We start from the raw sequence: 26733 nt of genomic DNA, 5'->3' as shown, positions 1-26733 counted from the left end.
GCTGGCCAGACGCCATGACGTGCCGTTGCGTATTATTCCGCTGTCATCGCCCGCCTTGTGCGCAATTGCGCACGGGGGCGGGCGATCCAGTATTCCAGAGGCTGCGCGGCTGGAATCGAGAGGCTGCGGGTACTGGATGCCCCGCTTTCGCGGGGCATGACAGCGGTGGGTGTCGCACCCCGCCGCCCAACTTTAAGACACCGTCAACGGGTTCCTTAACCCGTTATTTACCGTAACAGACAAAAGTCGGTTTTCGAGGCAGACGACCCGCGCCAAATCCGATTGTCTTTGCAACCGGCACGCGAGGGAAGACTGGAGGCGCCGGATGGGGCGCCGGAGTCGGAACCGGACAGAGTCATGAATTCGCGCGTATCGTGGAGTGTTGACGGCATCGATCCATCCGTCCGGGAGCGGGCCGAAGCTGCTGCGCGTCGCGCCGGCATGTCACTCAACGATTGGCTGAACTCCACGCTCGGCGAGACCGCCCCGCCAAACTTTCGCGGACTTTACGACCAGCGTCCGCAAGCCCAGAACGTCCCGAGCCAGGTACCGACTCAAGTACCGAGCCAGGAAAGCCGCGAAGTTGCCGACATCCACCAGCGGCTCGACGCCATCACCCAGCAGATCGAGCGGATTTCAAAGCCCGCGCCGCGGCAAGATTCTTCGCGACAAGATACTCCGCGACAAGACGTTTCGCGCGAGCAGGGCGTTGCGCGCCAGCTCAACGACGCGATCTCGCGGCTCGATGCAAGGCTGTCGCAAATCTCAAAGCCGCAGCAGGCTCCGGCACCACGACAGGCCCCCGTTGAAACGCGCCAGCGCCAGGCCGATGCGGTCGAGCGCGCGGCAGCACAGGTCTATCGCAACTCACCGCCCCTGAGCCCCGCTTCGTTCGACGTCGCGGTGGCCGAGATCACCGCACGGCAGAGCGAGCTCGACGGCTTTACGCCCAGGCAGATGCCGCCGCGCGCCCCGCCGCCGATCGCGCCCGCGGCAGCTCCTTACGCGCCCCCGATGGCGCCGCCCGCGCCTGCCTATGCTCCGCCGCCACCCCAGCCGGGGCCGGATTTCTCTGCGCTTGAGCGCCATCTGCTCAAGATCACGAGCCAGATCGAATCGCTGCAGCGCCCTGACAATACCGAGCAGGCGATCAACACGTTCCGCAGCGAGCTTGCGGAGATCCGCAACGCCATCACCGAGGCGATGCCGCGCCGCGCGATCGAATCGATCGAGAACGAGATCCGCTCGCTGCATCGGCGCATCGACGAGACCCGCTCCAACGGCACCGACGGTCAGGTCCTGTCCGGCATCGAGCACGCGCTGTCCGAGATCAAGCAGGTGCTCCGCACGCTGACGCCGGCCGAGCAGCTCACCGGCTATGACGAGGCGATCCGCAATCTCGGCGCCAAGCTCGATCTGATCCTGCGCGCCAATGACGATCCGTCGACGGTCCGCCAGCTCGAAGGCGCGATCTCGGCGCTGCGTGGCATCGTCTCCAACGTTGCCTCCAACGAAGCGCTGGCACGGCTCTCGGACGACGTGCAGCTGCTGTCGTCCAAGGTCGACCAGGTCACCCGTGCGTCCGGCCAAGGCGACAGTTTTGCGGTGCTGGAACAGCGCATCGCGGCGCTCACCGCCGCTCTGGAAACGCGCGAGCGCCCTCAACCATCCGAGAGCAGCGAGCAGCTCGAAAGCGCGATCCGCGCCCTGTCTGACCGTTTCGATCGCATGCAGGTCGGCAACGACTCGGCTTCGACCTTCGCTCATCTTGAACAGCGGGTCTCGTATCTGCTGGAGCGGCTCGAGGCCGCCTCCGATCCGCGCAACGGCAATTTCAGCCGCGTCGAGGACGGGCTGCACGACATCCTGCGCCACCTGGAGCGGCAGCAGGCGACCTATTCCGCGCTGGCCGAGAGCCGCAACTCCGCGCCGCCCGCCGATTCCGGCATGGTCGATCTCGTCAAGCGCGAGCTCTCCGACATCCGCTTCAGCCAGGCCGAGACCAACCGGACCACCCAGGATTCGCTGGAGGCCGTCCACAACGCCCTTGGCCACGTCGTCGATCGTCTCTCGATGATCGAGGGCGATCTTCGCAATGTGCGCACCGCGCCGCCCGCCCCTGCGGCGCAGCCGATGCCGATGCCGATGGCCGCTCCCATGGCGCCCGCGCCGATGGCGCACGAGCCGCGGCCGCAGCAACAGCAGCACCCGAAATACGATCCGAAGCCCGAGCTGCCCAATCCAGCCGCCGCGCAGGCGGCGCACGCCGCCTTCGCCGCCGCGCCGCGCGAATTCCAAGCCGCCGCGCCGGCGGCGCCGCCGCCGATGCCGATGGCACCGCCGGTTCCGCCACGCGCGATCAGCGAAATCCTGGAGCCGCATACCGCGCCCACGCGCGCCGCGCTTGCGCCCGAACTGCCGCCGGATCATCCGCTCGAGCCGGGCACAAGGCCGGGTGCACGCATCGCCACGCCGTCCGAGCGCATCGCTGCGTCCGAAAGCGCAATCAGCGAAATCCCGGCCGCGCCCAAGGAGCCGGTGTCGTCGTCGAGCTTCATCGCTGCCGCGCGCCGCGCAGCGCAAGCCGCCGCCGCGCAGCCACCCGAGAAAACCGGCCGGGCCGCCAAGGCGTCTGCCGGTCGCGCCAAGGACAAGGGCCAGGAAGGCGGGTCGACCATCACCTCGAAGATCCGCTCGCTGCTGGTCGGCGCGAGCGTGGTCGTGATCGTGCTCGGCACCTTCAAGATGGCGATGAACCTGCTCGATGGCAGCAGCTCGTCGCCAGCGCCGCAGGCGATGGAGAATACGTCGAGCGAGCCCGCGCCGCGAGCCCTGCCGTCCATTGAGAACAAGCCCGCCGCGCCAGAGCAGGTCACGCCCTCGATGACCTCGCCGACGCCGATCGGAAAGCAGTCGCAGAACAATGCCGCGCCGGGGTCCGTGACGAGCCCGAGCGGCACCGCTTCGGTCGAAATCCCGCAAACCGCGGCGCCAACCCCGCCTGCGGCGTCGAGCGACGTCACCGGCGCGCTGTCGGGCACGAGCCGCGCGAAACTCGCGATGATCCAGGTGCCGCCGACCGAAAAGCTGCCTGACGGCATCGGTGGCCCCGGCTTGCGCACCGCCGCGATGAAGGGCGATGCGACCGCGGCCTACGAGATCGGCGTGCGCTTTGCCGAGGGCAAGGGCGTGGCCGCGAATTACGACGAAGCCGCCAAATGGTACGACCGTGCGGCGCAGGCCGGCGTCGTGCCCGCAACCTTCCGCCTCGGGACACTCTACGAAAAGGGTCTTGGCGTGAAGAAGGACGCCGACATCGCCCGCCGCTACTACACGCAGGCGGCCGAGCGCGGCAACGCCAAGGCGATGCACAATCTCGCGGTGCTCGACGCCGATGGCGGCGGACGCGGAGCCAATTACAAGAGCGCGGCACTGTGGTTCCGGAAGGCCGCCGACCGCGGCGTCGCCGACAGCCAGTTCAACCTCGGCATCCTCTATGCCCGCGGCATCGGGGTCGAGCAGAACCTCGCCGAGTCCTATAAATGGTTCACGCTCGCCGCCGCCCAGGGCGATGCGGACGCGGCCGGCAAGCGCGACGACGTCGCCAAGCGGCTCGACCCGCAATCGCTCGCCGCCGCCAAGCTCGCGATCCAGACCTTCAGCGCCGAACCGCAGCCCGACGACGCCGTCAATGTTGCGGCCCCGAACGGCGGCTGGGACAGCGCCCCGCAGGCCAACGCGAAGCCTGCGCCGAAGCCGGTTGCCGCCAAGCGCGCGGCCTCGGCTGTGCATTAATCGGTTTAGTACGCTTTCTCCTCTTGTCGTCGCCCGGCTTGACCGGGCGACCCAGTATTCCAGAGGCGTCGGTTGGATACGGAGAAGCTGCGCCATAGTGGATGCCCCGGTCAAGCCGGGGCATGACGGCGGAGAAGGTGGCGGAATGCTCGGTTCGCTGCGAGCCGTGATCTGATCTCTCTTAGCCCATTCACCACGCCTGAAATTCCTGGTCCCGCCGGCCACCGAATTCCGCTATTGAAGGGCGCGGCAATCGTTCTGCCCTCCTGCGAGCATTCCGCGCAATCGATCCGTCTCGCGGGAAGCGTGGTCTCTCGATGCAGCTCTATCTCCCGATCGCCGATCTTCCGGTCAATGTCTTCCTCGTGCTAGCGATGGGCGCGGCGGTCGGCTTCGTCTCCGGCATGTTCGGGATCGGCGGCGGCTTCCTGATGACGCCGCTTCTGATCTTCATCGGCATCACGCCGGCGGTCGCGGTCGCCTCCGTCGCGAGCCACATCGCCGCCTCGTCCTTTTCCGGCGCGCTCGCCTATTGGCGGCGACGCGCGATCGACCCGGCGCTGGCAAGCGTGCTGTTATGCGGCGGCGTGACCGGGACGGCGCTGGGCGTGTGGACCTTCACGCAGCTGCGTGCGCTCGGCCAGCTCGATCTGATGATCGCACTGTCCTACGTCGTGCTGCTCACCACCGTCGGCAGCCTGATGTTCTCCGAAGGCCTGCGCGCCCTAATGCGGACCCGGCGCGGCGCGGTGCCGCCACGACGCACCCACAACTGGATCCATGGCCTGCCGCTGAAGATGCGGTTCAAGCGTTCCAAGATATACCTCTCGGTCATTCCGGTCGTGATCATCGGCGTCCTGATCGGCTTCATCGGCGCCATCATGGGCATCGGCGGCGGCTTCATCCTGGTGCCGATCATGATCTATCTGCTGCGGGTGCCGACCTCGACGGTGATCGGCACCTCGATGGTCCTGACGCTGGTCACGATGCTGTTTGCGACCCTGCTGCATGCGGTGACCAATCACCTCGTCGACGCGGTGCTGGCGCTGATCCTGATGGTCGGCGGTGTCACCGGCGCGCAGTTCGGCGCACGCGCCGGTCAGAAGATCCGCGGCGAGCAGCTGCGGCTGCTGCTCGGCCTCTTGATCCTCTCGGTCGGCGTTCGCTTCGCCATCGAGCTGGTGATCCGGCCCGAAGACCTCTTCACCATCCGCGAGCTGGGGGTGAACGGATGATGCGCACAGCTCTCGCGGTCCTGCTCGTTCTGCTGCTCGGCTCCGTCGCACGCGCCGAGCGGCTGATCGTGTCGGTCTCCAACCATCGCGTCACGGTGACGCCGAATTATTCCGGCGAGGAGCTGGTGCTGTTCGGCTCGGTCGAGAAGGACGCCTCCACGCCCGCCGATCGCAAGAGCTACGATCTCGTCGTCACCGTGATGGGCCCGCGCGCCGAGATGGTGACGCGGCGCAAGGAGCGCACCTTCGGGATCTGGATCAACACCGACTACCGCCAGTTCCTGGAGGTGCCGAGCTATCTCGCGCTATTTGCCAACCGCTCCTTCGATGTCATCACCTCGCCCGAGATCGCGCGGCGTCAGCAGATCGGGCTTAACAACGTGCTGCTGACCCAGCGTGTCAGCGGCGACTATGCCGATGTGGTGCCTAACGACGTGTTCCGCTCCGCCTTCATCCGCCTGCGCACCCAGCGCGGTCTCTACCGCGAGGATCCGAGCGCGGTGACATTCCTGACGCCGACGCTGTTCCGCACCGGCATTCCGCTGCCGGCGGAGGTGCCGATCGGCACTTACGAGGTGGAGATCAAGCTGTTTGCCGACGGCGCGTTCATCGGCAAGACCGAGACCGCGTTCGAGATCGTCAAGGTCGGCTTCGAGCAGTTCGTCGCCACCACCGCGCGGCAGAACGGCCTGATCTACGGCCTCGTCACCGCCGCGATGGCGCTGATGACGGGATGGATGGCTTCGATCGTGTTTCGCAAGGATTGAGGAGACTACGCTCTCTCCTCTCGTCGTCGCCCGGCTCGACCGGGCGACCCAGTATTCCAGAGGCCTGCGTTAGGCGACTCGCTCTCACAATTACCGCCGCGGCGTACTGGATGCCCCGGTCAAGCCGGGGCATGACAGTCGGGGCTACGGCGCCTGCACCACCGTCGGCACGCCGGGCTCGAGCAATCGCAGCCGCGTCCCGAAGCCGAGCACGTCGAAGGTCTTGCGTAGATCCTCGCTGTTCTGGCGGAAATGCGCCCAACCCTCCGTATGAACCGGCACGATCATCGCATCGGGGAAGGCGCGCGCGGTCTCGATGGTGTCGTTGGTGTCCATGGTCAGATGGAACGGCCCGCGCGTTTGCGCGGCGCCGGCGAAAGGCATCACCACGCCGCATTTGAAACGGCGCGCGACCTCGGCGACGCCGTCGAACCAGGTGGTGTCGCCGCTGATGTAGACCGATGTGGTGTCGGTCCGGCTCGACGACACCACGAAGCCGATGACGTCGCCTGACAGCGGCTCGATGCCGGCCGGCCCGTGACGCGCCGGGGTCGCAGTAATCGTCAGCGAGTTGCCGTCACGATCTTTCAGATGCGCCGTGCCCCACGGCGCCAAACCTTCGACATGCCCGCCGAGGCGCTGCGCGCCGGCCTCGGTGGTCAGCACGCGCTTCACATGTTTGAGAAAGTCGCGGCCGGAATTGTCGAGATTGTCCGAATGCTGGTCGTGGCTGAGCAGCACGGCATCGATCGGGCCGATCGCATCGGCCTTGAGCGCAGGGCCGATCGTCTTCTCCAGCTTCACATGCGGCAGCTGATAGGCGGTGTGCGCGTCATCGAAGGTCGGATCGGTGAGCAAACGGAAGCCATCGATCTCGATCAGCGCAGTGGGACCGCCGATCAGGGTGATGGAAATGGGCATGATGGACTCCTCTTACGAGACGGATTTGGCGGGCCGCGTCACCAGGTAGATGCCGAGTGCGACCGGGATGATTCCGAGCAGATCGCGCGCCTCGACATGTTCGCCGAGCACGAGATACGCAAACAGCATGCCGAGCGGCGGCATCAGGAAATGATAGGCACTGGCAGCCGTCGCGCCACACACTTTCAAGAAATGAAACCAGAGCCAGTACGCCAGGATCGAGCCGCCGAGCACGAGGAAGGCGAAGGCGCCGATCAGGCCCGGCGTGAAGTCGATGGCATGAACGTCGGCGAAGGTGAGCGCCACCGGCGTCAGCACGATGCCGGCGGCAAGATTCTGCACGCCATTGCCGACCCACAGCGAGCCCTTCGGCGCGAGCAGCTTGAACAAAATGGTGCCGGCAACGAGAGAGGCGAGCGAGGCCAGCGTGAACACGATGCCGTGCAGCGAGTCGGTGCCGACCGCCAGGCGGTGCCAGACGATCAAGGTCACGCCGATGATTCCGAGCAGGAGGCCGCTCGCCTTGCGCCAGGTCATGCCTTCGCCGAGCAGAAGCGCGGCGAGGCCCGCCGTGAACACCGGATTGGCCGACACGATCAGGCCGCCGAGGCCGGCGGAGACCGATTGCAGTCCGGTGTAGCCGAGGCCGAGATAGAGCGCGTTGTTGGCGACGCCGAGCACGGCGAAGATCGCGGCATCGCGCCAGGACAGCGACCAGTCGTCGCCGCGGACCAGCGTGGCACCGAGGATCAAGATGCCGGCGAGCGAGAAGCGCGCGGCGAGCAGGATCAGCGGCGGGCAATGGGTCACGCCGATCTTGCCGGCGACGAAGGCGTAGCTCCAGAGCAGGCAGAACAGGCCGATGGCCAGCGGCAGCGTGTTGAAGCGGCTGCGCGGAACGGCAAGCGAAGGGGCGAGCGACATGAGGGGCATTCTCCTGAGCCCTCGATCTAGGGAGCCGGCTTGTCATTTGGAAATTAAATGATTAACTTCCAGCCAGTGGATTTTCGAATGGAGGCAGCCATGCTCGATCTGGAGCTCCTGCGCAGCTTCGTGTCGGTGGTCGATGCCGGCGGCTTCACCCGCGCCGGCGAGCGCGTCCATCGCACCCAATCGACCGTCAGCCAGCAGATCAAGCGGCTGGAGGAGGATGTCGGCCAGGTCCTGCTGCATCGCGACGGCAAGGACGTGCGCCCCACCGAAGCCGGCGAGCGGCTGCTGTCCTATGCGCGGCGGTTGTTGTCGCTTGCGGAAGAGGCGCGCGACGTGCTGCGCCAGCCCGACGGCGAAGGCGCAATCCGGCTCGGCATCCCCGAGGACTTTGCGGCGTATCGGCTGGCGAAACTGCTCGGCGCGTTCTCGCGCTCGCATCCGGGCCTGCGGCTCGATGTGCGCGCCGACCAGAGCAAGAATCTCGCCCGCGACCTCGATCGCGGCGAGCTCGATCTGGCGCTGTTCAAGCGCGCGGCCGGTGAGAAAGGCGCGATTGCGGTGTGGCCGGAGCAGGTGCACTGGGTGACCAGCAAGAGCCATCCGATCCACGCCGATGTCGCCTCCGTGTCGCTGATCGGCTTTCCGCTCGGCTGCCTCTACCGCGCCGGCGCCATCCATGCGCTGGAAAGCGCGGGCCGCATTTGGCACATGTCCTATACGTCATCGAGCCTGGCCGGCATCCAGGCCGCGGTCGCGGCCGGCATGGGCTTGAGCATCCTGTCGGAGATGGCGATCCAGTCCGACCACCGCGTGCTGAGCGCGAAGGACGGCTTTGCGCCGATCAACCGGACCGAAGTGGCGCTGATGGCCGCGCCGGGCGCAAGTCCCGCGACGTTGCGGCTGGCAGATCGGCTGGCGGAGTTCTGCGACGACGTGCAGGCGAAAGCGGCTTAGCTGCACCGTGACGCGGCGATCGCGTGGACGCGGCGGTCGCCGAGCAGGTGCGCGACAAAACCGTTCATTGGAAAGATCTTTGCAAACGCCACATCGCGGATGCTGAGGCCGCCGGCGTAGGCGCCGAAGGCGGGCATCACGGCACGCTCGCCGTCACAGGCGAAACAGCGGCGCTCCATCGAGCGGCCGCGCGCGGAGACACGCGCCTTGGGATGAAGATGGCCGGCGATCTCGCCGCTCGCGCCCGTCGGCTCGTGGCGGAAGGTGATCGGACCGATCGCAACTTCGTCGGCGACGGTGCCGCCGAGATCACGCGGCAGCGCCGGATCGTGATTGCCTGAGATCCAGATCCAGTCGCGGCCAGCCTGCAAGGCGGCGACCGCGTCGCGATCCTCCGCCGACAGCCGTCCATGCGCCGTGCGATCGTGAAAACTGTCGCCGAGCGCGATGACGATTCGGGGATCATGGCGGGAGATGACAGCAGCGAGACGACTGAGCGTCGCGATGGTGTCGTAAGGCGGCAGCAGCACGCCGCGCATGGCGAAGCTGGAACCTTTTTCCAGATGCAGGTCGGAGACGACGAGCAGGCGCTGCTCTTCCCAGAATAGCGCGCCGGAGAGATCGGCCGCGAAGGTCACGCTGCTGATGCTGACATTCGAAACGCGCATGTCCTCGATATCCCCTGAAACCAGCGCGCCTGCCCCCACGTCAAAACCTGCTGTTATCCCATCGCCTCTTTGACGAGCTCGTCGGCGGCCTCCGCCAGGAGCTCGTCTCCAGCTTCGCCATAGACTGACTCGCGGCCGATTTCCAGCATCACGGGGACGGCGAGCGGGGAGACGTGGTCGAGTTCCCGATGCGTGATGCGGCCCCGGATGCGGGTGAGCATGTCGCTGAGGCGTCGCAGATCGAGCAGGCCAGTGGCGGCATCGGCACGGGCGGCGCGCAACAGCACGTGATCGGCCTGGTGCTTGCGCAGGACGTCGTAAACGAGATCGGTCGAGAACAGCACCTGACGGCGGCTCTTCTCCTCACCGGTGTGCCGCCGCGCAATCAGGCCGGAGATGATCGCGCAATTGCGGAACGTGCGCTTCATCAGCGCGGATTCGGCAAGCCACGCTTCGAGGTCGTCGCCGAGCATGTCGGGATCGAACAGCGCGTCGAGGTCGATCCTGCCGTCCCGGATCATGGAGGACATGTCGCCGAGCGCCCAGACCGCGATCGCATATTCATTGGCGACGAAACCGAGCGGCCGGGCGCGGGCGCGCTCCAGCCGGCGCGTCAAGAGCATGCCGAGCGTCTGATGCGCGAGACGGCCTTCGAAGGGATAGCAGACGACGTAATGCTTGTTGGCGCGGGGAAAACTCTCGACCAGCAGCTCGCGCACCGCCGGCACGCGCGAGACGTCCTTTTGCAGCGACAGCCAGTCGCGCACCTGCTCCGGCAAGGCGCCCCACGCGCGCCCGTCATCGAGCAGGCGGCGAACCCGTTCGGCAAGATAGGTCGAGAGCGGAAACTTGCCGCCCATATAGGACGGCACCTTCGGGTCCTTGTCGTTGGCGCGCGAGACATAGACCTGGTCTTCGACCAGGGTTTCGTAGCGCACCACCTCTCCTGAGAACACGAAGGTGTCGCCCGGGCTGAGACCCTCGATGAAGGCTTCCTCGATCTCGCCGAGCAGCCTGCCGCCGCGCGCGATCACGCCGGTCGACCCGCCTGCTTTTCCTTGACCTCCGCCGCGCGAGCGCACCAGCCGCACCTTGAGCATGTCGTCCTCGACGATGGTGCCGACATTCATCCGGTAGCTCTGCCGCACCCTGGGATTGGCGACGCGCCAGCGTCCCTCCTTGTCCTGCTTGATCCGCGCGAAACGCTCATAGGTCTTCAGCGCGTAGCCGCCGGAGGCGACGAAATCGACCACGTCGTCGAAGTCCTGCCGCGTGAGATCGGCGTAGGGCGCGGCGGTGCGGACCTCACCGTAAAGCTCGTCGGAGAAAAACGGCTCGCCGCAGGCGCAGCCGAGCACGTGCTGGGCCAGCACATCGAGCGCACCCAGGCGCAGCGGCGGCGTGTCCTGCGCATTCTCCGCGATGGCGTCGATCGCGACGCGGCACTCCAGCACCTCGAATCGGTTCGCGGGCACCAGCACCGCGCGCGAGGCTTCGTCGAGCCGGTGGTTGGCGCGGCCGATGCGCTGCATCAGGCGCGAGGAGCCCTTGGGCGCGCCGATATTGACGACGAGATCGACGTCGCCCCAGTCGACGCCGAGATCGAGCGAGGAGGTACAGACCACGCCGCGCAGTTTGCCCGCCGACATCGCGTCTTCGACCTTGCGGCGCTGGGCGACGTCGAGCGAGCCGTGATGCAGCGCGATGGCAAGATTGTCGTCGTTCATGCTCCAGAGATTCTGGAACAGCATCTCGGCCTGGCTGCGGGTGTTGACGAAAACCAGCGTGGTCTTGTTCGCCTTGATCAGCTCGTAGATCTCGGGAAGTGCGTGGCGCGCACTGTGGCCGGCCCAGGGCAGGCGTTCGCGCGTGTCCATCATCTCGACCAGCGGCGGTGCGGCGCCGCCGGCAAGGACGATGTCGGCCGCCGCTTCCTTGCCGCCGGGCTGCGGCACCAGGAAGCGCGCCAGCGATTCAGGCTCGGCCACGGTCGCCGACAGGCCAATCGCCCGCATCTGCGGCGCCAACCGCCACAGCCGCGCGAGTCCAAGCGACAGCAGATCGCCGCGCTTGGACGTCACCAGCGCGTGCAGCTCGTCGAGCACGATGCGCTTCAAGGAGGAAAACAGGAACGGCGCGTCGTCGGAGGACAGCAGCAGCGCAAGCTGCTCCGGCGTCGTCAGCAAAATGTCCGGCGGATAGCGCCGTTGCCGCTGCCGCCGCGACGTCGGCGTGTCGCCGGTACGGGTCTCGATCTTGATCGGCAGCGCCATCTCGGCGACGGGGCGCTCGAGGTTGCGCGCGATATCGACCGCGAGCGCCTTGAGCGGCGAGATGTAGAGCGTGTGCAGGCCGCCGGTGCGTTGCAGACTGCGGCCGGTGGAGATCACCGATTTCGCCGAAGCTTTGGGCGCGGAGCTCAGCTCGACCAGCGTCGGCAAGAATCCCGCCAGCGTCTTGCCGGCGCCGGTGGGCGCGATCAGCAATGCGGATCGGTCCTCGCGCGCCTTCTCCAGCAGCGCCAATTGATGCGCGCGCGGCGACCAGCCGCGGGCCGCGAACCACGCCTTGAAGCGGTCGGGCAGCAGCGCGGCAGGTTCGACCGGGATTTTGCGGATGCGGGGCGGCACGGCATCACAGGTAAGCCGTGGGGACGGGTTCGTCGAGGGGGTGAACGACGAGGGCGATACTGCCGTTCCCTCTCCCCTTGTGGGAGAGGGTGGATCGCCGCGAAGCGGCGAGACGCGTGAGGGGTATCTCTCCGCGAAAGAGCATCGTTCGAGTACGCGGAGAAAGCCCCCTCATCCGGCGCTTCGCGCCATCTTCTCCCACAAGGGGAGAAGAAAGCGCCCCTACTCCGACATCGGCTTGTCGGAGATGTCCCAGTCCTTGCCGGTGAAGGTGGAGATGAAGAGCGTCTTCATCGGCGTGTAATCGTCAGGCGTGTAGTCGTAAGTGACGCCGTCGAGGAAATAAGGCGAGTGGAAGCCTTTGAGGTTGGAAGCCTGCTTCAGCACGTTGGCGCGGGTGAGCTCGTCGCCGCAGCGGCGCAGGATCTCGCCCATGGTGACGGCCTGGCCGTAGCCGGCGAAGGCGATGGTGTTGTCTTGATCGATCGCCGGCGTGTACTTCTTGCGCAGCTCCTCGAACGCCATGACGTCGGGGTCCTTCTCCCATTTGGGCAGGCCGACTTCCTTGTTGTAGCGGATGGCGACGATGCCGGCGGCGTTCTCGAGGCCCGCGGCATTGAGGATGGAGCGGCCGGTCGAGCCGGCCGACAGCAGCTGCAGCGGCTTCCAGCCGAGCTCGGCTACTTTCCGGATCGACTGCGACGAGGCCTTGCCGGTGGAGATGTTGTAGAAGACGTCCGCACCCGACTTCGAGAGGTTGATGAGCTGGGAATCGACCGTCGGATCGGTCAGATCGTAGGTCTGCTCCATGATCACCTTGGCGGTGCCGCCGGCGTCTTCCAGAACCTTCTTGAAGGGGCCGAGGAAGTCGCGGCCGAAATCGTCGTTCTGGTACAGGATGCCGACCTTCGCGTTCGGCTTCACGCTGACGACGTGCCGCGCCAGGATCCGCGCCTCGGTCGGATAGAGCGGCAAGCCAGCCATCGTCCATTTGAACTCTTTCGGGTTATTCCACTTCGACGCGCCGGTGTTGAGCAGCAACTGCGGCACGCCCTTCGAGTTGAGGTATTTGTGCACGGCGGTCTGCGGCGCGGTGCCGAGCGAGCCGTAGAGCGCGAGCACCTCCTCCTGCTCGACCAGGCGCCGCGTCGCCTCGACGCATTTCGGCGCGCTGTAGGCATCATCCATGGTGAGGAATTTGACCTTGCGTCCGTTGATGCCGCCCTTTTCGTTCAGCATCTGGAAATAGGCCTCGCCGACGCGCCCGAGCACGCCGTAGAGCGAGCCGGGGCCGGAATGCGGCACGGTCTGCCCGATCTTGATCTCGGTGTCGCTGGCGCCGGAATCGTATTTCTTCTCCGCGGCCCAGACATAGGGCGCGGGCAAGGTGGAGGCCGCGATGGTCGCGAGCGCGGCGGCGCTGAAATCGCGCCGCGATGGATTCCTGGTCATTGTTTGTTTCTCCCTGGTGCGCGCATTGTGCTGGCATCGCCGCACGGCTCGCAAGTGGGAAGTCGCGGCTTTGCGACGCAATGACGCTTAAAGCGCCGCTTATAGCGCCTAAACTCAAGTTTTCTCGGCGACCACGACGAGGCCGCCCACCGGTTCGTTGTTCTCGGTGCGTGGCGAGGCCTGCTCCAATGTGAGGAGCTTGAGGCCGGCCTTCGCCATCGCATCGCGCACATATTCCGCCGAATGGGCATAGCGCAGGCCTTCGCCGAGAACGATGCCGCTGCCGTCATGGGTCTCCAGCGTGAACGCAAGCACGCCGCCGGGCGCGAGCACGCGCCTGGCTTCGCCGAGCACCGGTGCGAGATCGGGGAGATAGACGAACGCATCGGCAGCGACGACGAGGTTTGCGCTCGCCTCGCTCCTGCTGCGCAGGCCTTCGATCATGTCGGCGACTTCGAGCTCGGCATAGAGGCCGGTGGCTCGCGCCTCCTTGACCATGCCGGGCGACAGATCGATGCCGATGAACTGGTCGACCTGTTTGGCGAAGGCGGCGGCCGCGAGCCCCGTACCGCAGCCGAGATCGATGGCGCGCTTGAACAGGGCGGGCTTCTTCGCGGCGACGCGGGCAGCCACCACCGCCTTGAAGATCAGCGACGGCGCGCGATAGCCGAGATCGTTGATCAGCACGTGCTCGAAGCGCGGGGCGTATTGATCGAACAAGGCCTGCACATAGGCCTTGGGCATCTCGGACAATTGCGCATCGCCGAGGCGTATCAGATGCAGATGAGCGCCATGCTGATCGCTCGGGTCGGACTCGCGCGATTTGCGAAAGGCCGCAATGGCCTTGTCGCGCTCGCCGAGTTGCGCGCGGATTTCGCCGAGCGTGAACCAGGCCGAGGTGAAATTCGGCGCAATCTCGATGGTCTGCTCCAGCAGGTCGGCGGCGGCCGCCAGATCGCCCTTGAGCTGGAGGTCGCGCGCGAACTCGAAGCGGCGGTCAGCCATGAGATCGCCGGAGGTCAGGAACAAGCGCAGGGGCATTGTGGGAACCAGGGAACGAAGCGGTGATGACTCGAAGATGCGGGGTCGCGACCTATATAACAGGCATGCGTCCGCAAGACATCCTGCTGCCAGTTGCCGCCGGCCTATGCTGTAAGCCGGGCGGCTTCCATATCGACCCCGTCCGGCCGGTCGAGCGGGCCGTGATCACCCACGGCCATTCCGACCATGCCCGCGCCGGCCACGGCGCGGTGCTGGCGACGCAGGAAACGCTGGACATGATGCGGCTGCGCTATGGCGAGAATTTTGCCGGCTCCACCCAAGCAATCCACTATGGCGAGGAGATCCGGCTCGGCGACGTCAGCGCGAAGTTTCACCCGGCCGGCCATGTGCTCGGTTCGGCGCAGGTCGCGGTCACCTGCAAGGACACCTGCATCGTCGCCTCCGGCGACTACAAGGATGCGCCCGACCCGACCTGCACGCCGTTCGAGCTCGTACGCTGCGACGTCTTCATCACCGAGGCAACGTTCGGCCTGCCGGTGTTTCGCCATGGCGATGCGGCCGACGAGGTCAAGAAGCTGCTGGCGTCGGTGGCGCTATTTCCGGAGCGCGCGCATCTCGTCGGCGCCTATTCGCTTGGCAAGGCGCAGCGCGTGATCGCTCTGCTGCGCCAAGCGGGTTACGACGCGCCGATCTATCTGCATGGCGCGATGGAGAAGATCACGCATTACTATCAGAGCCGCGGAATCGAGCTCGGCGAGTTGCGGCCGGCGAAGGGCGTCAAGAAGGCGGCGCTCGCCGGCACCATCACGCTGGCGCCGCCCTCTGCAACATCCGATCTCTGGACCCGCCGGTTTCCCGATCCCGTCACGGCATTCGCCTCTGGCTGGATGCGGGTGCGCGCCCGCGCGCGGCAACGCGGCATCGAGCTGCCGCTGGTGATCTCGGATCACGCCGATTGGGACGGCCTCACCGCCACGATCGCCGCGACCGGTGCCGGCGAGATCTGGGTTACCCATGGCCAGGAAGACGCGCTGGTGCATTGGTGCCAAAGCAAGGGTTTGCGGTCGCGGCCGCTCGATCTCGTCGGCTATGGCGACGAGGAGGAGACCGAGACGCCGCTCGCTGACGAGGCCGAAGCATGAACCGCTTCGCCGAACTTCTCGACCGCCTCGCCTACGAACCCGGCCGCAACAACAAGCTGCGGCTGATCACGAGTTATTTTCGCGAGGTCGCCGATCCCGATCGCGGCTACGCGCTGGCCGCGCTGACCGGTGCGCTGAGTTTCAAGCACGCAAAACCTTCTCTGCTGCGCGATCTTATCGCCCAGCGAACTGACCCGGTCTTGTTCGGCCTATCCTGGGACTATGTAGGCGATCTCTCCGAGACAATCGCGCTGATGTGGCCGAAGGCCGTGGGTGTCCACAACAACCCACCTCCCCCAACCCTCACCGAGGTGGTCACCACCCTGCGCACCCTCGGCAAGACCGAGCTGCCGAAGCAGCTCGAGCGCTGGCTCGACGAATTGGATGAGACCGGCCGCTGGGCGCTGTTGAAGCTCGTCACCGGCGCGTTGCGCATCGGCATCTCCGCGCGCCTGGCAAAGACCGCGGCCGCCGCGCTCGGCGACAAGGACCCGCATGAGGTCGAGCTGATCTGGCCCGGTCTCGCGCCGCCTTATCTCGACCTGTTCGCCTGGCTGGAAGGCCGCGGCGACAAGCCAGTCAATCGCGATCCCGCGCCGTTCCGTCCTGTCATGCTGGCGCATGCGATCGAGGACACCGATTTCGCTGCACTCGATCCCGCCGACTACATCGCCGAATGGAAATGGGACGGCATCCGCGTGCAGGCGGTGGCCGGCCGCGACGAGCACGGCCACATCACCGCTCGGCTCTATTCGCGCACCGGCGAGGACATCACCGGGAGCTTTCCGGACCTCGTGCCGTCGCTGCGGCTGCCCGGCGCCATCGACGGCGAGCTTCTGATCCTGCGCGAAGGGCGCGTGCAAAGTTTCAATTTTCTGCAGCAGCGGCTCAACCGCAAGGTCGTGTCTCCGAAGCTGATCAAGGAATTTCCGATTCATCTGCGCGCCTACGATCTGCTCGGCGACGACGAGAACGATTTGCGCGAGCTGCCTTTCGCGGAGCGGCGCGAACGGCTGGAGACCTTCATCGGTAAGCTCGACGATCCCCGCATCGATCTGTCGCCCACCGTCGCCTTCGCAAGCTGGGAGGCGCTGACCGCAGCACGCGCCGATCCCGCCAGCGCTGGTGCGGGCGAGGACGCGGACGCCGTCGAAGGCGTGATGCTGAAGCGGCGCGACGCACCCTATCTGCCGGGGCGGCCGAAGGGACAATGGTGGAAATGGAAGCGCGATCCGCACATCATCGACGCCGTGCTGATGTATGCGCAGCGCGGCCACGGCAAGCGCTCGTCCTACTATTCCGACTACACCTTCGGCGTTTGGACCGCAGGGCCGGGCAGTGACGAACTGGTGCCGGTCGGAAAAGCCTATTTCGGCTTCACGGACGAGGAGCTGCTCCAGATCGACCGCTTCGTGCGTCGCAATACCACCGAAAAATTCGGCCCCGTCCGCCACGTCGTGCACGAGCCAGACAAGGGGCTGGTGCTGGAGGTCGCCTTCGAGGGGCTGCAGCGCTCACCACGGCACAAATCCGGCGTCGCGATGCGCTTTCCCCGCATCAGCCGGCTGCGCTGGGACAAGCCGCCGCGGGAGGCCGACCGGCTGGAAACGCTGGAAAAGATGCTGAAAGCGGAGGCGGCCGAGGTTGAGGCTTAAGAAGCCCCGGGCGTGTGCTTGCCCGAATTAAAATCCCGTAAGCCGATTGACGCCCCCTCACAGGTTCCCCATGTCCCCGCCTTGCCCTATGATAGGTCGAATCCCCTGAGGAGTTTGAGATGGCCCACGACGTCAGAGATTTGCCGGCCGGCCGCAGTGACGGCCTGCACCGCTTTCTCGGCGGCTCGCCGCTGGCGGTCGCGTTTCGCCTGGTGCTGCTCTCGATCCTCGTCGGCGTCGTGCTGGCGGCGATCGGCTTCGACCCCTGGAATATCATCTTAAGCATTCGTCTTCTGTTCCAGCGTTTGTGGGATCTCGGCTTCGATACCGTGAACTGGCTGTGGCGCTACTTCCTGCTCGGCGCTGTCATCGTGATTCCGATCTGGCTGCTGATGCGCGTTTTCGGCGCGCCACGCAGGTAAAGGATTTGGAGCTGGCGGCCGATGCAATTGCGCTTTGTCGGCTGCGGCGACGCCTTCGGATCCGGCGGCAGGCTCAATACCTGCTTCCACGTCTCGGGGCGCGAAGCCAACTTCCTGATCGATTGCGGCGCGTCGGCTTTGCCGGCACTGAAGCGGCTGGAGATCGACCGCAATGAGATCGATCTCATCCTGATCACGCATTTCCACGGCGACCATTTTGCCGGGCTGCCGTTTGTCCTGCTCGACGCACAATTCTCGCGGCGGACGCGGCCGCTCACGATCGCCGGCCCCAAAGGCATCGAGACGCGGCTGCGTGAGGTGATGGAGGCTCTGTTCGAGCACTCCTCGAAGACGAAACAGCGCTTCGAGCTGTCCGTCGTCGAGCTCGCGCCCGAGCAGAGCCAAAGCTTCGGCGCGGTGACGGTGACGCCCTATCCCGTCGTGCACGGCGAATCCGGTGGACCGTTCCTCGCTTATCGCGTCGAAGCCGAGGGTCGCACGCTGGCCTACAGCGCCGATACCGAATGGACGGAGACGCTCATTCCGCTGGCGCATGGCGCCGACCTTTTCATCGCCGAAGCCTATATGTACGAGAAGGTGGTCAAGAATCACCTCAGCCTGACGACCTTGGAACAGCACCTTCCCGAAATCGGCGCAAAACGCCTCGTGCTCACCCATATGAGCGAAGACGTGCTGTCGCGCCTCGACGACATCGCCCATCTCGCCGCCGAAGACGGCATGGTGCTCGTGTTCTGACATGCACGCACCCGTTCACTTGAAGATCGGTTCCCGTCAGGTCTTCGCCATCGCAGGCCCGGCGATGGTCGCCAACCTCACCACGCCACTGATCGGCGTGGTCTCGACCACCGCGATCGGACGGCTGGACGACGCCGCGCTGCTCGGCGGCGTCGCCATCGCGTCCGTCATCTTCGATTGCCTGTTCTGGCTGTTCGGTTTCCTGCGCATGAGCACGCTCGCCTTCACGGCGCAGGCGCTCGGCGCCGGCGAGACGCGCGAGCTGACCGCGATCCTGGTGCGCGGCTTCATCGTCGCCGGCTTGATCGGCGTAGCACTGATCGCGCTGCAACTGCCGCTGGCCACCGTGCTGTTCGACCTGATGGGCGGCAGCGAAGGCGTCACGCGCGCGGCGAAAACCTACTTCGTGATCCGGATCTGGTCGGCGCCGCTGGCGCTCGTCAATTATGTTATCCTGGGCTGGCTGGTCGGCCAGGCTCGCGCCAACCCGGCGCTCGCGCTCCAAATCGTCATCAATCTCGTCAACGCGGCGGCGACGATCCTGCTGGTGCTGGTCTACGACACCGGGATCGCAGGTGCTGCGATCGCAGCGCTGCTGTCTGAAGCGGCCGGATTCGGCCTCGGCATGATCGTCTGCCGCCGCTATGCGGACGGTGGGTTCGCGGTGCCGTACGCAGAGCTGTTCGACCGGGCCAAGCTGATGCGGCTGCTGGCCGTGAATTCCGACATCCTGATCCGTACCGCGGCGCTGATCGCCGTGTTCTTGTTCTTCACCGCCAAGGGCGCGCGGGCCGGCGACGTCACGCTGGCCGCGAATTCCGTGCTCAACAATTTTCTGCTGGTCAGCGCCTTCTTTCTCGATGGTCTAGCGAACGCAGCCCAGCAGCTTTGCGGCCGTACGCTCGGCGCACGCGACGCCAGGGGATTTGCTGATTCGACCCGGCTGGTGCTGCTATGGGGGCTCGGCTTCGCGCTGGTCGTGTCCGCGCTATTCGCGGTATTCGGGCCGAACTTAATCGATTTCATGACGGCGAGCGAAAGCGTCCGTCGCGGCGCGCGGGAATTCCTGCCGTTCGTCGTGCTCGCGCCGATTCCCGGCGTGTTCGCCTTCGGCTTCGACGGCATCTATATCGGCGCGACCTGGGCGCGTGAGATGCGCAATCTGATGCTGGCCTCGCTCGCGATCTTCCTCGCCACATGTTGGGCGCTGCAATCGTTCGGCAATGCCGGGCTGTGGAGCGCGCTGATCGCCTCCTACGTCTCGCGCGGCGGCTTGCAGGCCGCGCGCTATCCGGCGCTGTACAGGAAGACGTTTTCGAGGTCGTAGCTCTCGTGTCCCGGACACGCTGCAGGGTGAAACGCTGCTGCGCGGAGCCGGGACCCAGAATGCCGCGAGCGTGGGCCCCGGTTCAGCAGTGCATCACTAACGTGCTGCGCTGCGCTCGGGGCACGAGACCGCCTACATCCCCGGCCAGTCTTCCGCCGTCAGCGTGGCGGCGTCGGAGCCGACGATCTCGGAGAGAGAATCCCGCCCCGTCCGCAATAGGGTCGAGGCGAGGTCACGCTTGATCTCGTCGACGATGCCGAGGCCCTTGTAGACCAGCGACGAATAGAGCTGGATCAGGCTCGCGCCGGCGCGGATCTTCGTCAGCGCGGCGCCGCCCGAGTCCACCCCCCCGACACCGATCAGGGGGAATGCGCCCTCGACGCGCACATAGGTCTCCGCGACCATCCGCGTCGACAGCCGGAACAGCGGCCGGCCGGACAGGCCGCCCTGCTCCTTGGCGCGCATCTCCTCGCGCAGCGTACTCGGCCGCGCGATCGTGGTGTTCGATACGATCATGCCATCGACCCGGCGCGAGCGCGCGACCTGCACGACGTCGTCGAGCTGGGCGAGGCTCAAATCCGGCGCGATCTTGAGCAGCACCGGCGTGTCGCCGGCGCTCTCGCGCACCCGCTGGCGCGCGTCGATCACCCTGGCGAGGAGATCGTCGAGCAGCGCGCCTTCCTGCAGATTGCGCAGGCCCGGCGTGTTCGGCGAGGAGACGTTGACGGTGAAATAGCTCGCGACCGGCGCAAAGGTCTCGATCAGCTTGACGTAATCATTGACCCGATCGGGCGAATCCTTGTTGGCGCCGACATTGACGCCGACGATGCCGCCGTGCTGCGCGCGCGCCGCAAGCCGGCGCAGGGCTGTCTCCGCACCGTCATTGTTGAAGCCCATGCGGTTGATCACGGCCTCGTCGCGCTCCAGACGAAACAGCCGCGGTCGCGGATTGCCGCTTTGCGGCTTCGGCGTCACCGAGCCGATCTCGACGAAGCCGAAGCCGAGCCGCAGCAGCGCATCCGGCACTTCGGCGCTCTTGTCGAAGCCCGCGGCCATGCCGATCGGATTGGGGAAGTTGAGCCCGAACGCACGCACCGCAAGCTTGGGATCGTCAGCGTGCGGCTTGCCCGGCGGCAGGAAGCGCAGGCCCTGGATCGCGAGGCGATGCGCATCCTCCGGATCGAGCCAACGCAGCACCGGCAGCGAGAGAGCGTCGAAAGCGCGGATCACGGGGCAAGCTCCGGAACATCGTGGCCGCCGTCGGAGCGCGTGTTGAGGTTCATCACAGCCATCACCGCGCCGAGATCGAGCTCGCCATAGAGATGCGGAAACAGCTCCTCATTGCGCGAGCGCTCCCAGCGCAACGCGCTGCCGAGCGCATCGCCGTCGACCTCGACCAGGAACAGCGCGCGCTGCCCGACATAATGCTTCTGCAGGGTCTCGGGAACCTGGGCGGCGGTCGAGAAATGGATGAATCCGTCGCGCGAATCGTCCGCGCTGCCGCGATAAACGCCCTGCCGTTCCGCCTCGCGCCAGGCCGAGGCCGGACAGATTTTGTAGATCTTGACCACCGCTTACGCAGCCCTGTTTGCCCGGGGAGACAGCTCTTTGAGTCTCCTGGGGATTTTCGTCTCTCGTGGGTCGTTAAATCCCGGGCGGGACCGTAAAGGCCACCCCTGCCGAACTCAAGACTTAGACGCCGCCTCTTGCACCGAAAACGGAAAACCGATTGATTTGAGGATAGTTTTCCTGAGTTGCGACGGGCTGGACCTTCCATGGTCAGGCAGGCCAAAGCGCAGAGGATGCTCACCCACGACCAGATCTGGGGCGCGCTGGATCGGCTGGCGGCGCGTGCCGGCCTGTCGCCGTCCGGCCTCGCCAAGCGCGCCGGGCTCGATCCCACCACCTTCAACAAGTCCAAGCGCGTTACCTCCGACGGCCGCGAGCGCTGGCCCTCGACCGAATCGATCGCGAAAGCGCTGGCGGCGGCAGATTCGTCGATCGACATTTTTGCCAGGCTGGTCGGCGACGAGGCAGGCGGCGGCCGTTCGGTGCCGCTGCTCGGCTTCGCACTGGCGGGCGCGAGCGGCGCCTTCGACGAGTCCGGCTTTCCCGTCGGCAAGGGCTGGACCGAATTTGCCCTTCCCGCCTTCGAGGGCAACCATAGCTTCGCGCTGCAGATGTCCGGCGAAGCGCTTGCGCCCGCCTATCGCGACGGCGACATCATCCTGGTCGCGCCCGGCGCGCCGATCCACAAAGGCGATCGCGTGGTGGTGAAGACCAACGCGGGCGAGCTGACGGTGGCGACGCTGAAGCGCCGCACCGCAAAGGCTCTGGATTTGCAGCCGCTCGATGCGACGCAGGCCGAACGCAGGATGGCGGCGAGCGAGGTGGTGTGGATCGCGCGGATCGTGTGGGCAAGCCAGTGAGGCCTCGGTGTCGTCCTGGCGAAAGCCAGGACCCATTACCTCGGGAGAAGTTGTGGCACCAATTGGCCACTCCGAGTCTCCGTAACCACATCCGGCGGTGGCTATGGGTCCTGGCTTTCGCCAGGACGAATCGGGGAGATAGGTCGCGCCTACAACTCAGTTCCGTAGCCCTCACGCACTCCGCGCCAGCGCGCCGTCGATCATGTTGACCGCGTTCTGCACGCCATACACCGCGACAAAGGAGCCGAAGCGCGGGCCCTTTTCCTGGCCGAGCAGCACCTGGTAGAGCATGTTGAACCAGTCGAGCGTCACGCCCGGACGGCCGTCCTTGCCCTTCTTGACCTGGTCGAGGAACGGCTCGCGGCGGCCGATCTCGTAGACGACGTTCTGGATGTCCTCGGCCGAGGCGTCCTGCGGAAGCTGCGATAATGCATCCCGCAAATCCTGCAGCGCCGCGCGCTCGGTCTCGGTCGGTTCGCGGAACGTCTTCGTCGGCGCGACGAAGTCGCGATAATAGTTGATGGCATAGCCGACCATCGCGTCGAGCTTGGGATGCGTCTGCGGGCTCACACCGGGTCGGTAGCGACCAATGAAACCCCACAGTGTCTCGGCATTCTCCGCATTCGACGACGACACCAGCGTCAGCAGGAGCTGGAACGTGACGGGCATGTCGAACTTCGGCGGATGGCCATTGTGGACATGCCAGACCGGATTGCCGAGCTGCTGCCTGGCGTCCTGCTTCGCAAAGCCGTCGATGAACTGCTGGTAGTCGTCGACATTGCGCGGGATGACGTCGAAATACAGCCGCTTGGCCGCCTTCGGCTCGCGATACATGAACAGCGACAGCGATTCCGGCGAGGCGTAGCGCAGCCATTCGTCGATGGTCAGCCCATTGCCCTTCGACTTCGAGATCTTCTGGCCCTTGTCATCGAGGAAGAGCTCGTAGTTGAAGCCCTCCGGCGGCGTGGCGCCGAGCGCCCTGGCGATCGCGCCGGAGAGTTTGACCGAGTCGATCAGGTCCTTGCCGGCCATCTCGTAATCGACGCCGAGCGCGACCCAGCGCATCGCCCAATCGGCCTTCCATTGGCACTTGACGTTGCCGCCGGTGACCGGCGTCTCGACTTCCTGGTTGGTATCGGGATCGAGGTAGGTCACCGTGCCGGCCGCAACGTCGCGGCGGATCATCGGCACCTGCAGCACGACACCCGTGGTCTTGCTGATGGGGAGGAACGGCGAATAGGTCGCGCGGCGGTCGGGACCGAGCGTCGGCAGGATGATCGCCATCACCTTGTCGTAGGCCGCGAGCATTTTGAGCAGCGTCGCGTCGAAACGGCCGGACGTGTAATAGTCGGTCGAGCTCGCGAATTCGTAGTCGAAGCCGAAATGATCGAGGAAGGCGCGCAGCCGCGCATTGTTGTGGTGCCCGAACGACGGGTATTCGTTGGAGAACGGATCCGGCACCCGCGTCAGCGGCTTGCCGAGATGCGCGGCCAGCATCTCCTTGTTGGGGACGTTGTCGGGCACTTTCCGAAACCCGTCCATGTCGTCGGAGAACGCGAGCAGGCGGGTCTTGATCTTGTTCTCGGTCAGCACATGAAAAGCGTGCCGCACCATCGAGGTGCGCGCGACCTCGCCGAAGGTGCCGATATGCGGCAGGCCTGATGGCCCGTAGCCGGTCTCGAACAGCACCTCGTCCTTCGGGCTTTTCTTCAGCCGCGCGACAATGGCCTTCGCCTGCTCGAACGGCCAGGCGTTGGATTGTTCGGCGAGCGCACGCAGATCGCTCGGATTCGCGGCAAGATCGATAACAGACATCTAAGGGGCCTCCGGGCCGCGGAAAATAGCGATTTCCGGGCAGAATGCAATTTTGTGAGACCCTCATCCTGAGAGCTTGTGACGCTTTTGCTCGTTCGGAGCGCCTCCGCAGCGCATAAATGATAACTCATTGACGAACTCAGAGCCGCCATTTACCGCGATAAACAGCCCCACTCCGGCGGCAGCTAGAGGTCGGTGCCGTGCTTGGATTAACGAGCGCTCCATAGGAGCGGGTCTCGAAGGATGCCCGTGAAGGGCGGGCCGCGCTCCCCACCATGAGGGTCTTCTTGCGCCTCACGTCCCGCGCGGCTTGACCCGCCGGGTCGGCAGCGCATTCGCCGGATCTTCCGGCCAGGGATGGCGCGGGTAGCGGCCGCGCAAATCGGACCGCACGGCACTGTAGCTGCCGCGCCAGAAACCGGGGAGATCGCGCGTCACCTGCACCGGGCGCTGCGCCGGCGACAGCAGTTCCAGCACCAGCGGCACCTTGCCGGCGGCGATCGAGGGATGGGTGTTGAGGCCGAACAATTCCTGCAGCCGCACCGCGATGGTCGGCCCCTGCTCGGCTTCATAGTCGATCGCGAGCACGCTGCCGGTCGGGGCCTCGAAATGCGTCGGCGCCTCGCGGTCGAGCCGCGCGCGCATCTCCCACGGCAACAAAGCCATCAACGCGTCGGAGAGATCGCCGGCGGAAATATCCTTCAGCGCGATCATGTCGTAGAGCGCCGGCACCAGCCAATCGTCGCGCCGCGCGATCAATCCGTCGTCCGAGAGATCGGGCCAGCTGTCGCCTTCGGCCCTGCGCAAAAACATCACGCGATCGCGCCATTGTTTGGCTACCTTCGACCAGGGCAGCCGGTCGAGTCCGGCGGCGATCAACCCGTCGGCGAAGATGCGCGCAGTGTCCCCCGAGGGCGACACGGCGAGCGTCGCCTCGGAGAGCGTGATCGCGTGCAGCGCGCGCTTGCGCCGCGCCCGCAGCGCCATCGCGCCGCGATCGAACGAGATCTCCTCGACGGATTCGATATGCTCGGCGAAATGCCGCTCGATCTCGTCCTGCGAGATTTGCGCCGCGAGCAGAATGCGCCCGCTCGCCGCCGTGCCGGTCATCTCGCCGACCGCGATATAAGGCGTGCGCGCGAGCGACGAGGTCTGATCCACCGCAGCACCCCGGCCGTTGGCGAGCACGAAGCTGCCATTGCCGCGGTTGCGCGCGACGCGATCCGGGAAGGCGTAGGCGAGCATCAGGCCGGTCGAGAGGTCACCTTCTGCGGTCGCCGCCTTCTCTGACGCCGCCACCTGCGAAGCCCAGCGCCGGGCGAGGTCGCGCGCGCTTGCGGCACGCGGGGAACGGTCGCGGCGGAACTGATCGCGCCGGTGCTCGAGATCGACGCTGTCGCCGCCGAGCCCGCGCTCGGTGATGATGGCCGCGATCTCGGCGGCGGCCTCGCCTTCGCCCGCACGGTGCGAATCCACGATCATGCGCGCGAGCCGCGGCGGCAGCGCCAGCGCGCGCAGGCTCTTGCCCTCCGCGGTGATGCGGCCATCGCCATCGAGCGCGTTGAGCTCGGAGAGCAGGCTTTTTGCTTCCTTCCAGGCCGGCTGCGGCGGCGGGTCGAGAAACGACAGCGCGGCAGGATCGGCGACGCCCCATTGCGCGAGATCGAGCACCAGCGAGGACAGATCGGCGCTGAGGATCTCGGGCTGGGTGTAGGGCGCTAGCGAGGCTGTCTGAGGTTCGTCCCAGAGCCGGTAGCAGACACCGGGCTCGGTGCGGCCGGCGCGGCCGCGGCGCTGGTCCGCCGCCGCGCGGGAGACGCGCACGGTCTCGAGCCGGGTCAAGCCGATGTCGGGCTCGTAGCGCGGCACGCGGGCGAGACCGGAATCGACCACGATGCGCACGCCCTCGATGGTGAGCGAGGTCTCCGCGATCGAGGTCGCCAGCACCACCTTGCGCGTGCCCTTGGGCGCCGGCGAGATGGCACGATCCTGCACGGCGGCGTCGAGCGCGCCAAACAGCGGCACGATTTCAATGCTGGAATCGTGTATGCGTTCGGCGAGGAAATTCTGGGTGCGGCGGATTTCGGCGGCGCCCGGCAGGAACGCCAGCACCGAGCCGGCATCGGCCCGCAGCGCCGAGGCGATCGCATCCGCCATCTGCCGCTCGATCGGCGCGTCAGCCTTGCGGCCGAGATAGCGCGTCTCGACCGGAAAGGCGCGGCCCTCGCTTTCGACGACGGGCGCTTCGCCCAGCAATTTTGCCACGCGGGCGCCATCGAGCGTTGCCGACATCACGAGGATGCGCAAATCCTCGCGCAAGCCCAGCTGCGCGTCGCGCGCCAGCGCCAGGCCCATGTCGGCATCGAGCGAGCGCTCGTGGAATTCGTCGAACAGCACGGCGGCGATGCCCGACAGTTCGGGATCGTCGAGAATCTGGCGGGTGAAGATGCCCTCCGTCACCACCTCGATGCGGGTCGCGCGCGAGATCTTCGAGCCGAAGCGGACGCGATAGCCGACAGTCTCGCCGGCGCGTTCGCCGAGTGATTTGGCCATGCGGTCGGCGCTGGCGCGCGCCGCGATGCGCCGCGGCTCCAGCACGATGATCTTCTTGCCTTTGGCCCAGGGGGCATCGAGCAGCGCCAGTGGCACGCGCGTGGTCTTGCCGGCGCCAGGAGGGGCCACCAGCACGGCGGCATGATGCGCCTCCAGCGTGCGCGAGAGGTCGTCGAGCACGGCATCGATCGGGAGGGGCGTGTCGAAACTGAGGGGCAAGGCCTGTCCATTCGTCACGCCCGAGCAAAAAGCGCGAAGCGCGTCTTCGCACGGAAGT

General features: G+C 66.2%; 20 protein-coding genes. 10 read left to right on the top strand and 10 right to left on the bottom strand.

The annotated features are described in order from the left end of the window. The first annotated feature begins 357 nt into the window (after positions 1-357). The 3 genes from IVB50_RS13480 (at position 358) to IVB50_RS13470 (ending at position 5797) form a co-directional block, all read left to right on the top strand. Positions 358-3795 (top strand): tetratricopeptide repeat protein, encoded by a 3438-nt coding sequence (locus IVB50_RS13480; protein WP_247295986.1) that lies wholly within the window; start codon positions 358-360, stop codon positions 3793-3795. A 317-nt stretch (positions 3796-4112) separates the two neighbouring features. After that, on the top strand, positions 4113-5030 hold the full coding sequence (locus IVB50_RS13475) for a sulfite exporter TauE/SafE family protein (RefSeq protein WP_018460022.1): 918 nt from the start codon (positions 4113-4115) through the stop codon (positions 5028-5030). Further along, positions 5027-5797: a TIGR02186 family protein gene (locus IVB50_RS13470; protein WP_018460023.1), complete on the top strand. Its 771-nt coding sequence runs from the start codon at positions 5027-5029 to the stop codon at positions 5795-5797. The genes IVB50_RS13475 and IVB50_RS13470 overlap by 4 nt, the downstream gene beginning before the upstream one ends. A gap of 144 nt (positions 5798-5941) precedes the next feature. Here the strand turns inward: IVB50_RS13470 and IVB50_RS13465 are convergent, their stop codons facing one another. Further along, the gene (locus IVB50_RS13465) at positions 5942-6718 is read right to left on the bottom strand and encodes an MBL fold metallo-hydrolase (protein WP_018460024.1); all 777 of its coding nucleotides are present in this window, start codon (positions 6716-6718) and stop codon (positions 5942-5944) included. A 12-nt stretch (positions 6719-6730) separates the two neighbouring features. After that, positions 6731-7642, bottom strand: coding sequence for a DMT family transporter (locus IVB50_RS13460; protein ID WP_018460025.1), 912 nt, complete (start codon positions 7640-7642; stop codon positions 6731-6733). Between the two features lie 99 nt (positions 7643-7741). Between IVB50_RS13460 and IVB50_RS13455 the strand changes: the two genes are divergently transcribed. Beyond that, positions 7742-8605, top strand: a complete 864-nt coding sequence (locus IVB50_RS13455) for a LysR family transcriptional regulator (RefSeq protein ID WP_247295984.1) — start codon at positions 7742-7744, stop codon at positions 8603-8605. Here the strand turns inward: IVB50_RS13455 and pdeM are convergent. From pdeM to IVB50_RS13435, 4 genes are all read right to left on the bottom strand, one after another. Next, positions 8602-9273 carry a ligase-associated DNA damage response endonuclease PdeM gene (pdeM, locus tag IVB50_RS13450; protein WP_018460027.1) on the bottom strand — a complete coding sequence of 224 codons (672 nt, stop codon included), beginning with the start codon at positions 9271-9273 and terminating at the stop codon, positions 8602-8604. The genes IVB50_RS13455 and pdeM overlap by 4 nt on opposite strands. 53 nt (positions 9274-9326) lie before the next feature. Beyond that, complete coding sequence (locus IVB50_RS13445; RefSeq protein WP_018460028.1) at positions 9327-11903, bottom strand: ligase-associated DNA damage response DEXH box helicase; 2577 nt, start codon at positions 11901-11903, stop codon at positions 9327-9329. Between the two features lie 222 nt (positions 11904-12125). Continuing rightward, complete coding sequence (locus tag IVB50_RS13440) at positions 12126-13355, bottom strand: ABC transporter substrate-binding protein (RefSeq protein ID WP_085384950.1); 1230 nt, start codon at positions 13353-13355, stop codon at positions 12126-12128. Between the two features lie 114 nt (positions 13356-13469). Beyond that, entirely contained in the window at positions 13470-14396 is a 927-nt protein-coding gene (locus IVB50_RS13435) for a methyltransferase domain-containing protein (protein ID WP_018460030.1), read from the bottom strand. Positions 14397-14461: 65 nt separating this feature from the next. Between IVB50_RS13435 and IVB50_RS13430 the strand changes: the two genes are divergently transcribed. The 5 genes from IVB50_RS13430 (at position 14462) to IVB50_RS13410 (ending at position 19659) form a co-directional block, all read left to right on the top strand. After that, positions 14462-15499 (top strand): ligase-associated DNA damage response exonuclease, encoded by a 1038-nt coding sequence (locus IVB50_RS13430; RefSeq protein WP_018460031.1) that lies wholly within the window; start codon positions 14462-14464, stop codon positions 15497-15499. Next, positions 15496-17154: an ATP-dependent DNA ligase gene (locus IVB50_RS13425; RefSeq protein ID WP_018460032.1), complete on the top strand. Its 1659-nt coding sequence runs from the start codon at positions 15496-15498 to the stop codon at positions 17152-17154. Before IVB50_RS13430 ends, IVB50_RS13425 begins: the two co-directional genes overlap by 4 nt. A gap of 119 nt (positions 17155-17273) precedes the next feature. Further along, on the top strand, positions 17274-17576 hold the full coding sequence (locus IVB50_RS13420) for a DUF6460 domain-containing protein (protein WP_018460033.1): 303 nt from the start codon (positions 17274-17276) through the stop codon (positions 17574-17576). A 21-nt stretch (positions 17577-17597) separates the two neighbouring features. Next, positions 17598-18332, top strand: a complete 735-nt coding sequence (locus IVB50_RS13415) for an MBL fold metallo-hydrolase (RefSeq protein ID WP_018460034.1) — start codon at positions 17598-17600, stop codon at positions 18330-18332. Between the two features lies 1 nt (position 18333). Then, positions 18334-19659, top strand: a complete 1326-nt coding sequence (locus IVB50_RS13410) for an MATE family efflux transporter (protein ID WP_026233928.1) — start codon at positions 18334-18336, stop codon at positions 19657-19659. Positions 19660-19791: 132 nt separating this feature from the next. On the opposite strand, the gene IVB50_RS13405 is transcribed toward IVB50_RS13410, so the two are convergent. Both IVB50_RS13405 and IVB50_RS13400 read right to left on the bottom strand, forming a co-directional pair. Further along, a complete protein-coding gene (locus tag IVB50_RS13405; protein WP_018460036.1) occupies positions 19792-20889 on the bottom strand; it encodes a quinone-dependent dihydroorotate dehydrogenase in 1098 nt (365 codons plus the stop codon). Beyond that, complete coding sequence (locus IVB50_RS13400; RefSeq protein WP_018460037.1) at positions 20886-21230, bottom strand: DUF952 domain-containing protein; 345 nt, start codon at positions 21228-21230, stop codon at positions 20886-20888. The genes IVB50_RS13405 and IVB50_RS13400 overlap by 4 nt, the downstream gene beginning before the upstream one ends. Before the next feature lie 204 nt (positions 21231-21434). Here IVB50_RS13400 and IVB50_RS13395 point away from each other — a divergent pair, with 204 nt between their 5' ends. Next, positions 21435-22088: a helix-turn-helix transcriptional regulator gene (locus tag IVB50_RS13395; RefSeq protein ID WP_018460038.1), complete on the top strand. Its 654-nt coding sequence runs from the start codon at positions 21435-21437 to the stop codon at positions 22086-22088. 171 nt (positions 22089-22259) lie between these two features. Here the strand turns inward: IVB50_RS13395 and IVB50_RS13390 are convergent, their stop codons facing one another. Next, positions 22260-23903, bottom strand: coding sequence for a lysine--tRNA ligase (locus tag IVB50_RS13390; protein ID WP_018460039.1), 1644 nt, complete (start codon positions 23901-23903; stop codon positions 22260-22262). A 294-nt stretch (positions 23904-24197) separates the two neighbouring features. Continuing rightward, positions 24198-26675: an ATP-dependent helicase HrpB gene (hrpB, locus tag IVB50_RS13385; protein WP_026233929.1), complete on the bottom strand. Its 2478-nt coding sequence runs from the start codon at positions 26673-26675 to the stop codon at positions 24198-24200. Positions 26676-26733 lie beyond the last annotated feature (58 nt).

Source organism: Bradyrhizobium sp. 87 (genome assembly GCF_023073015.1).
GTDB lineage: Bacteria > Pseudomonadota > Alphaproteobacteria > Rhizobiales > Xanthobacteraceae > Bradyrhizobium > Bradyrhizobium canariense_D.
This window is presented reverse-complemented; position numbering and strand designations above follow the sequence as displayed.

What these genes read in the sequence shown, in the direction of transcription:
- IVB50_RS13460 (WP_018460025.1), bottom strand. Translation starts at nt 7,642, where the DNA reads ATGTCGCTCGCCCCTTCGCTTGCCGTTCCGCGCAGCCGCTTCAACACG.
- pdeM (WP_018460027.1), bottom strand. Translation starts at nt 9,273, where the DNA reads ATGCGCGTTTCGAATGTCAGCATCAGCAGCGTGACCTTCGCGGCCGAT.
- IVB50_RS13415 (WP_018460034.1), top strand. Translation starts at nt 17,598, where the DNA reads ATGCAATTGCGCTTTGTCGGCTGCGGCGACGCCTTCGGATCCGGCGGC.
- IVB50_RS13395 (WP_018460038.1), top strand. Translation starts at nt 21,435, where the DNA reads ATGGTCAGGCAGGCCAAAGCGCAGAGGATGCTCACCCACGACCAGATC.
- IVB50_RS13425 (WP_018460032.1), top strand. Translation starts at nt 15,496, where the DNA reads ATGAACCGCTTCGCCGAACTTCTCGACCGCCTCGCCTACGAACCCGGC.
- IVB50_RS13455 (WP_247295984.1), top strand. Translation starts at nt 7,742, where the DNA reads ATGCTCGATCTGGAGCTCCTGCGCAGCTTCGTGTCGGTGGTCGATGCC.
- IVB50_RS13420 (WP_018460033.1), top strand. Translation starts at nt 17,274, where the DNA reads ATGGCCCACGACGTCAGAGATTTGCCGGCCGGCCGCAGTGACGGCCTG.
- IVB50_RS13465 (WP_018460024.1), bottom strand. Translation starts at nt 6,718, where the DNA reads ATGCCCATTTCCATCACCCTGATCGGCGGTCCCACTGCGCTGATCGAG.
- IVB50_RS13480 (WP_247295986.1), top strand. Translation starts at nt 358, where the DNA reads ATGAATTCGCGCGTATCGTGGAGTGTTGACGGCATCGATCCATCCGTC.
- IVB50_RS13390 (WP_018460039.1), bottom strand. Translation starts at nt 23,903, where the DNA reads ATGTCTGTTATCGATCTTGCCGCGAATCCGAGCGATCTGCGTGCGCTC.
- IVB50_RS13470 (WP_018460023.1), top strand. Translation starts at nt 5,027, where the DNA reads ATGATGCGCACAGCTCTCGCGGTCCTGCTCGTTCTGCTGCTCGGCTCC.
- IVB50_RS13440 (WP_085384950.1), bottom strand. Translation starts at nt 13,355, where the DNA reads ATGACCAGGAATCCATCGCGGCGCGATTTCAGCGCCGCCGCGCTCGCG.
- IVB50_RS13435 (WP_018460030.1), bottom strand. Translation starts at nt 14,396, where the DNA reads ATGCCCCTGCGCTTGTTCCTGACCTCCGGCGATCTCATGGCTGACCGC.
- IVB50_RS13475 (WP_018460022.1), top strand. Translation starts at nt 4,113, where the DNA reads ATGCAGCTCTATCTCCCGATCGCCGATCTTCCGGTCAATGTCTTCCTC.
- IVB50_RS13410 (WP_026233928.1), top strand. Translation starts at nt 18,334, where the DNA reads ATGCACGCACCCGTTCACTTGAAGATCGGTTCCCGTCAGGTCTTCGCC.
- IVB50_RS13430 (WP_018460031.1), top strand. Translation starts at nt 14,462, where the DNA reads ATGCGTCCGCAAGACATCCTGCTGCCAGTTGCCGCCGGCCTATGCTGT.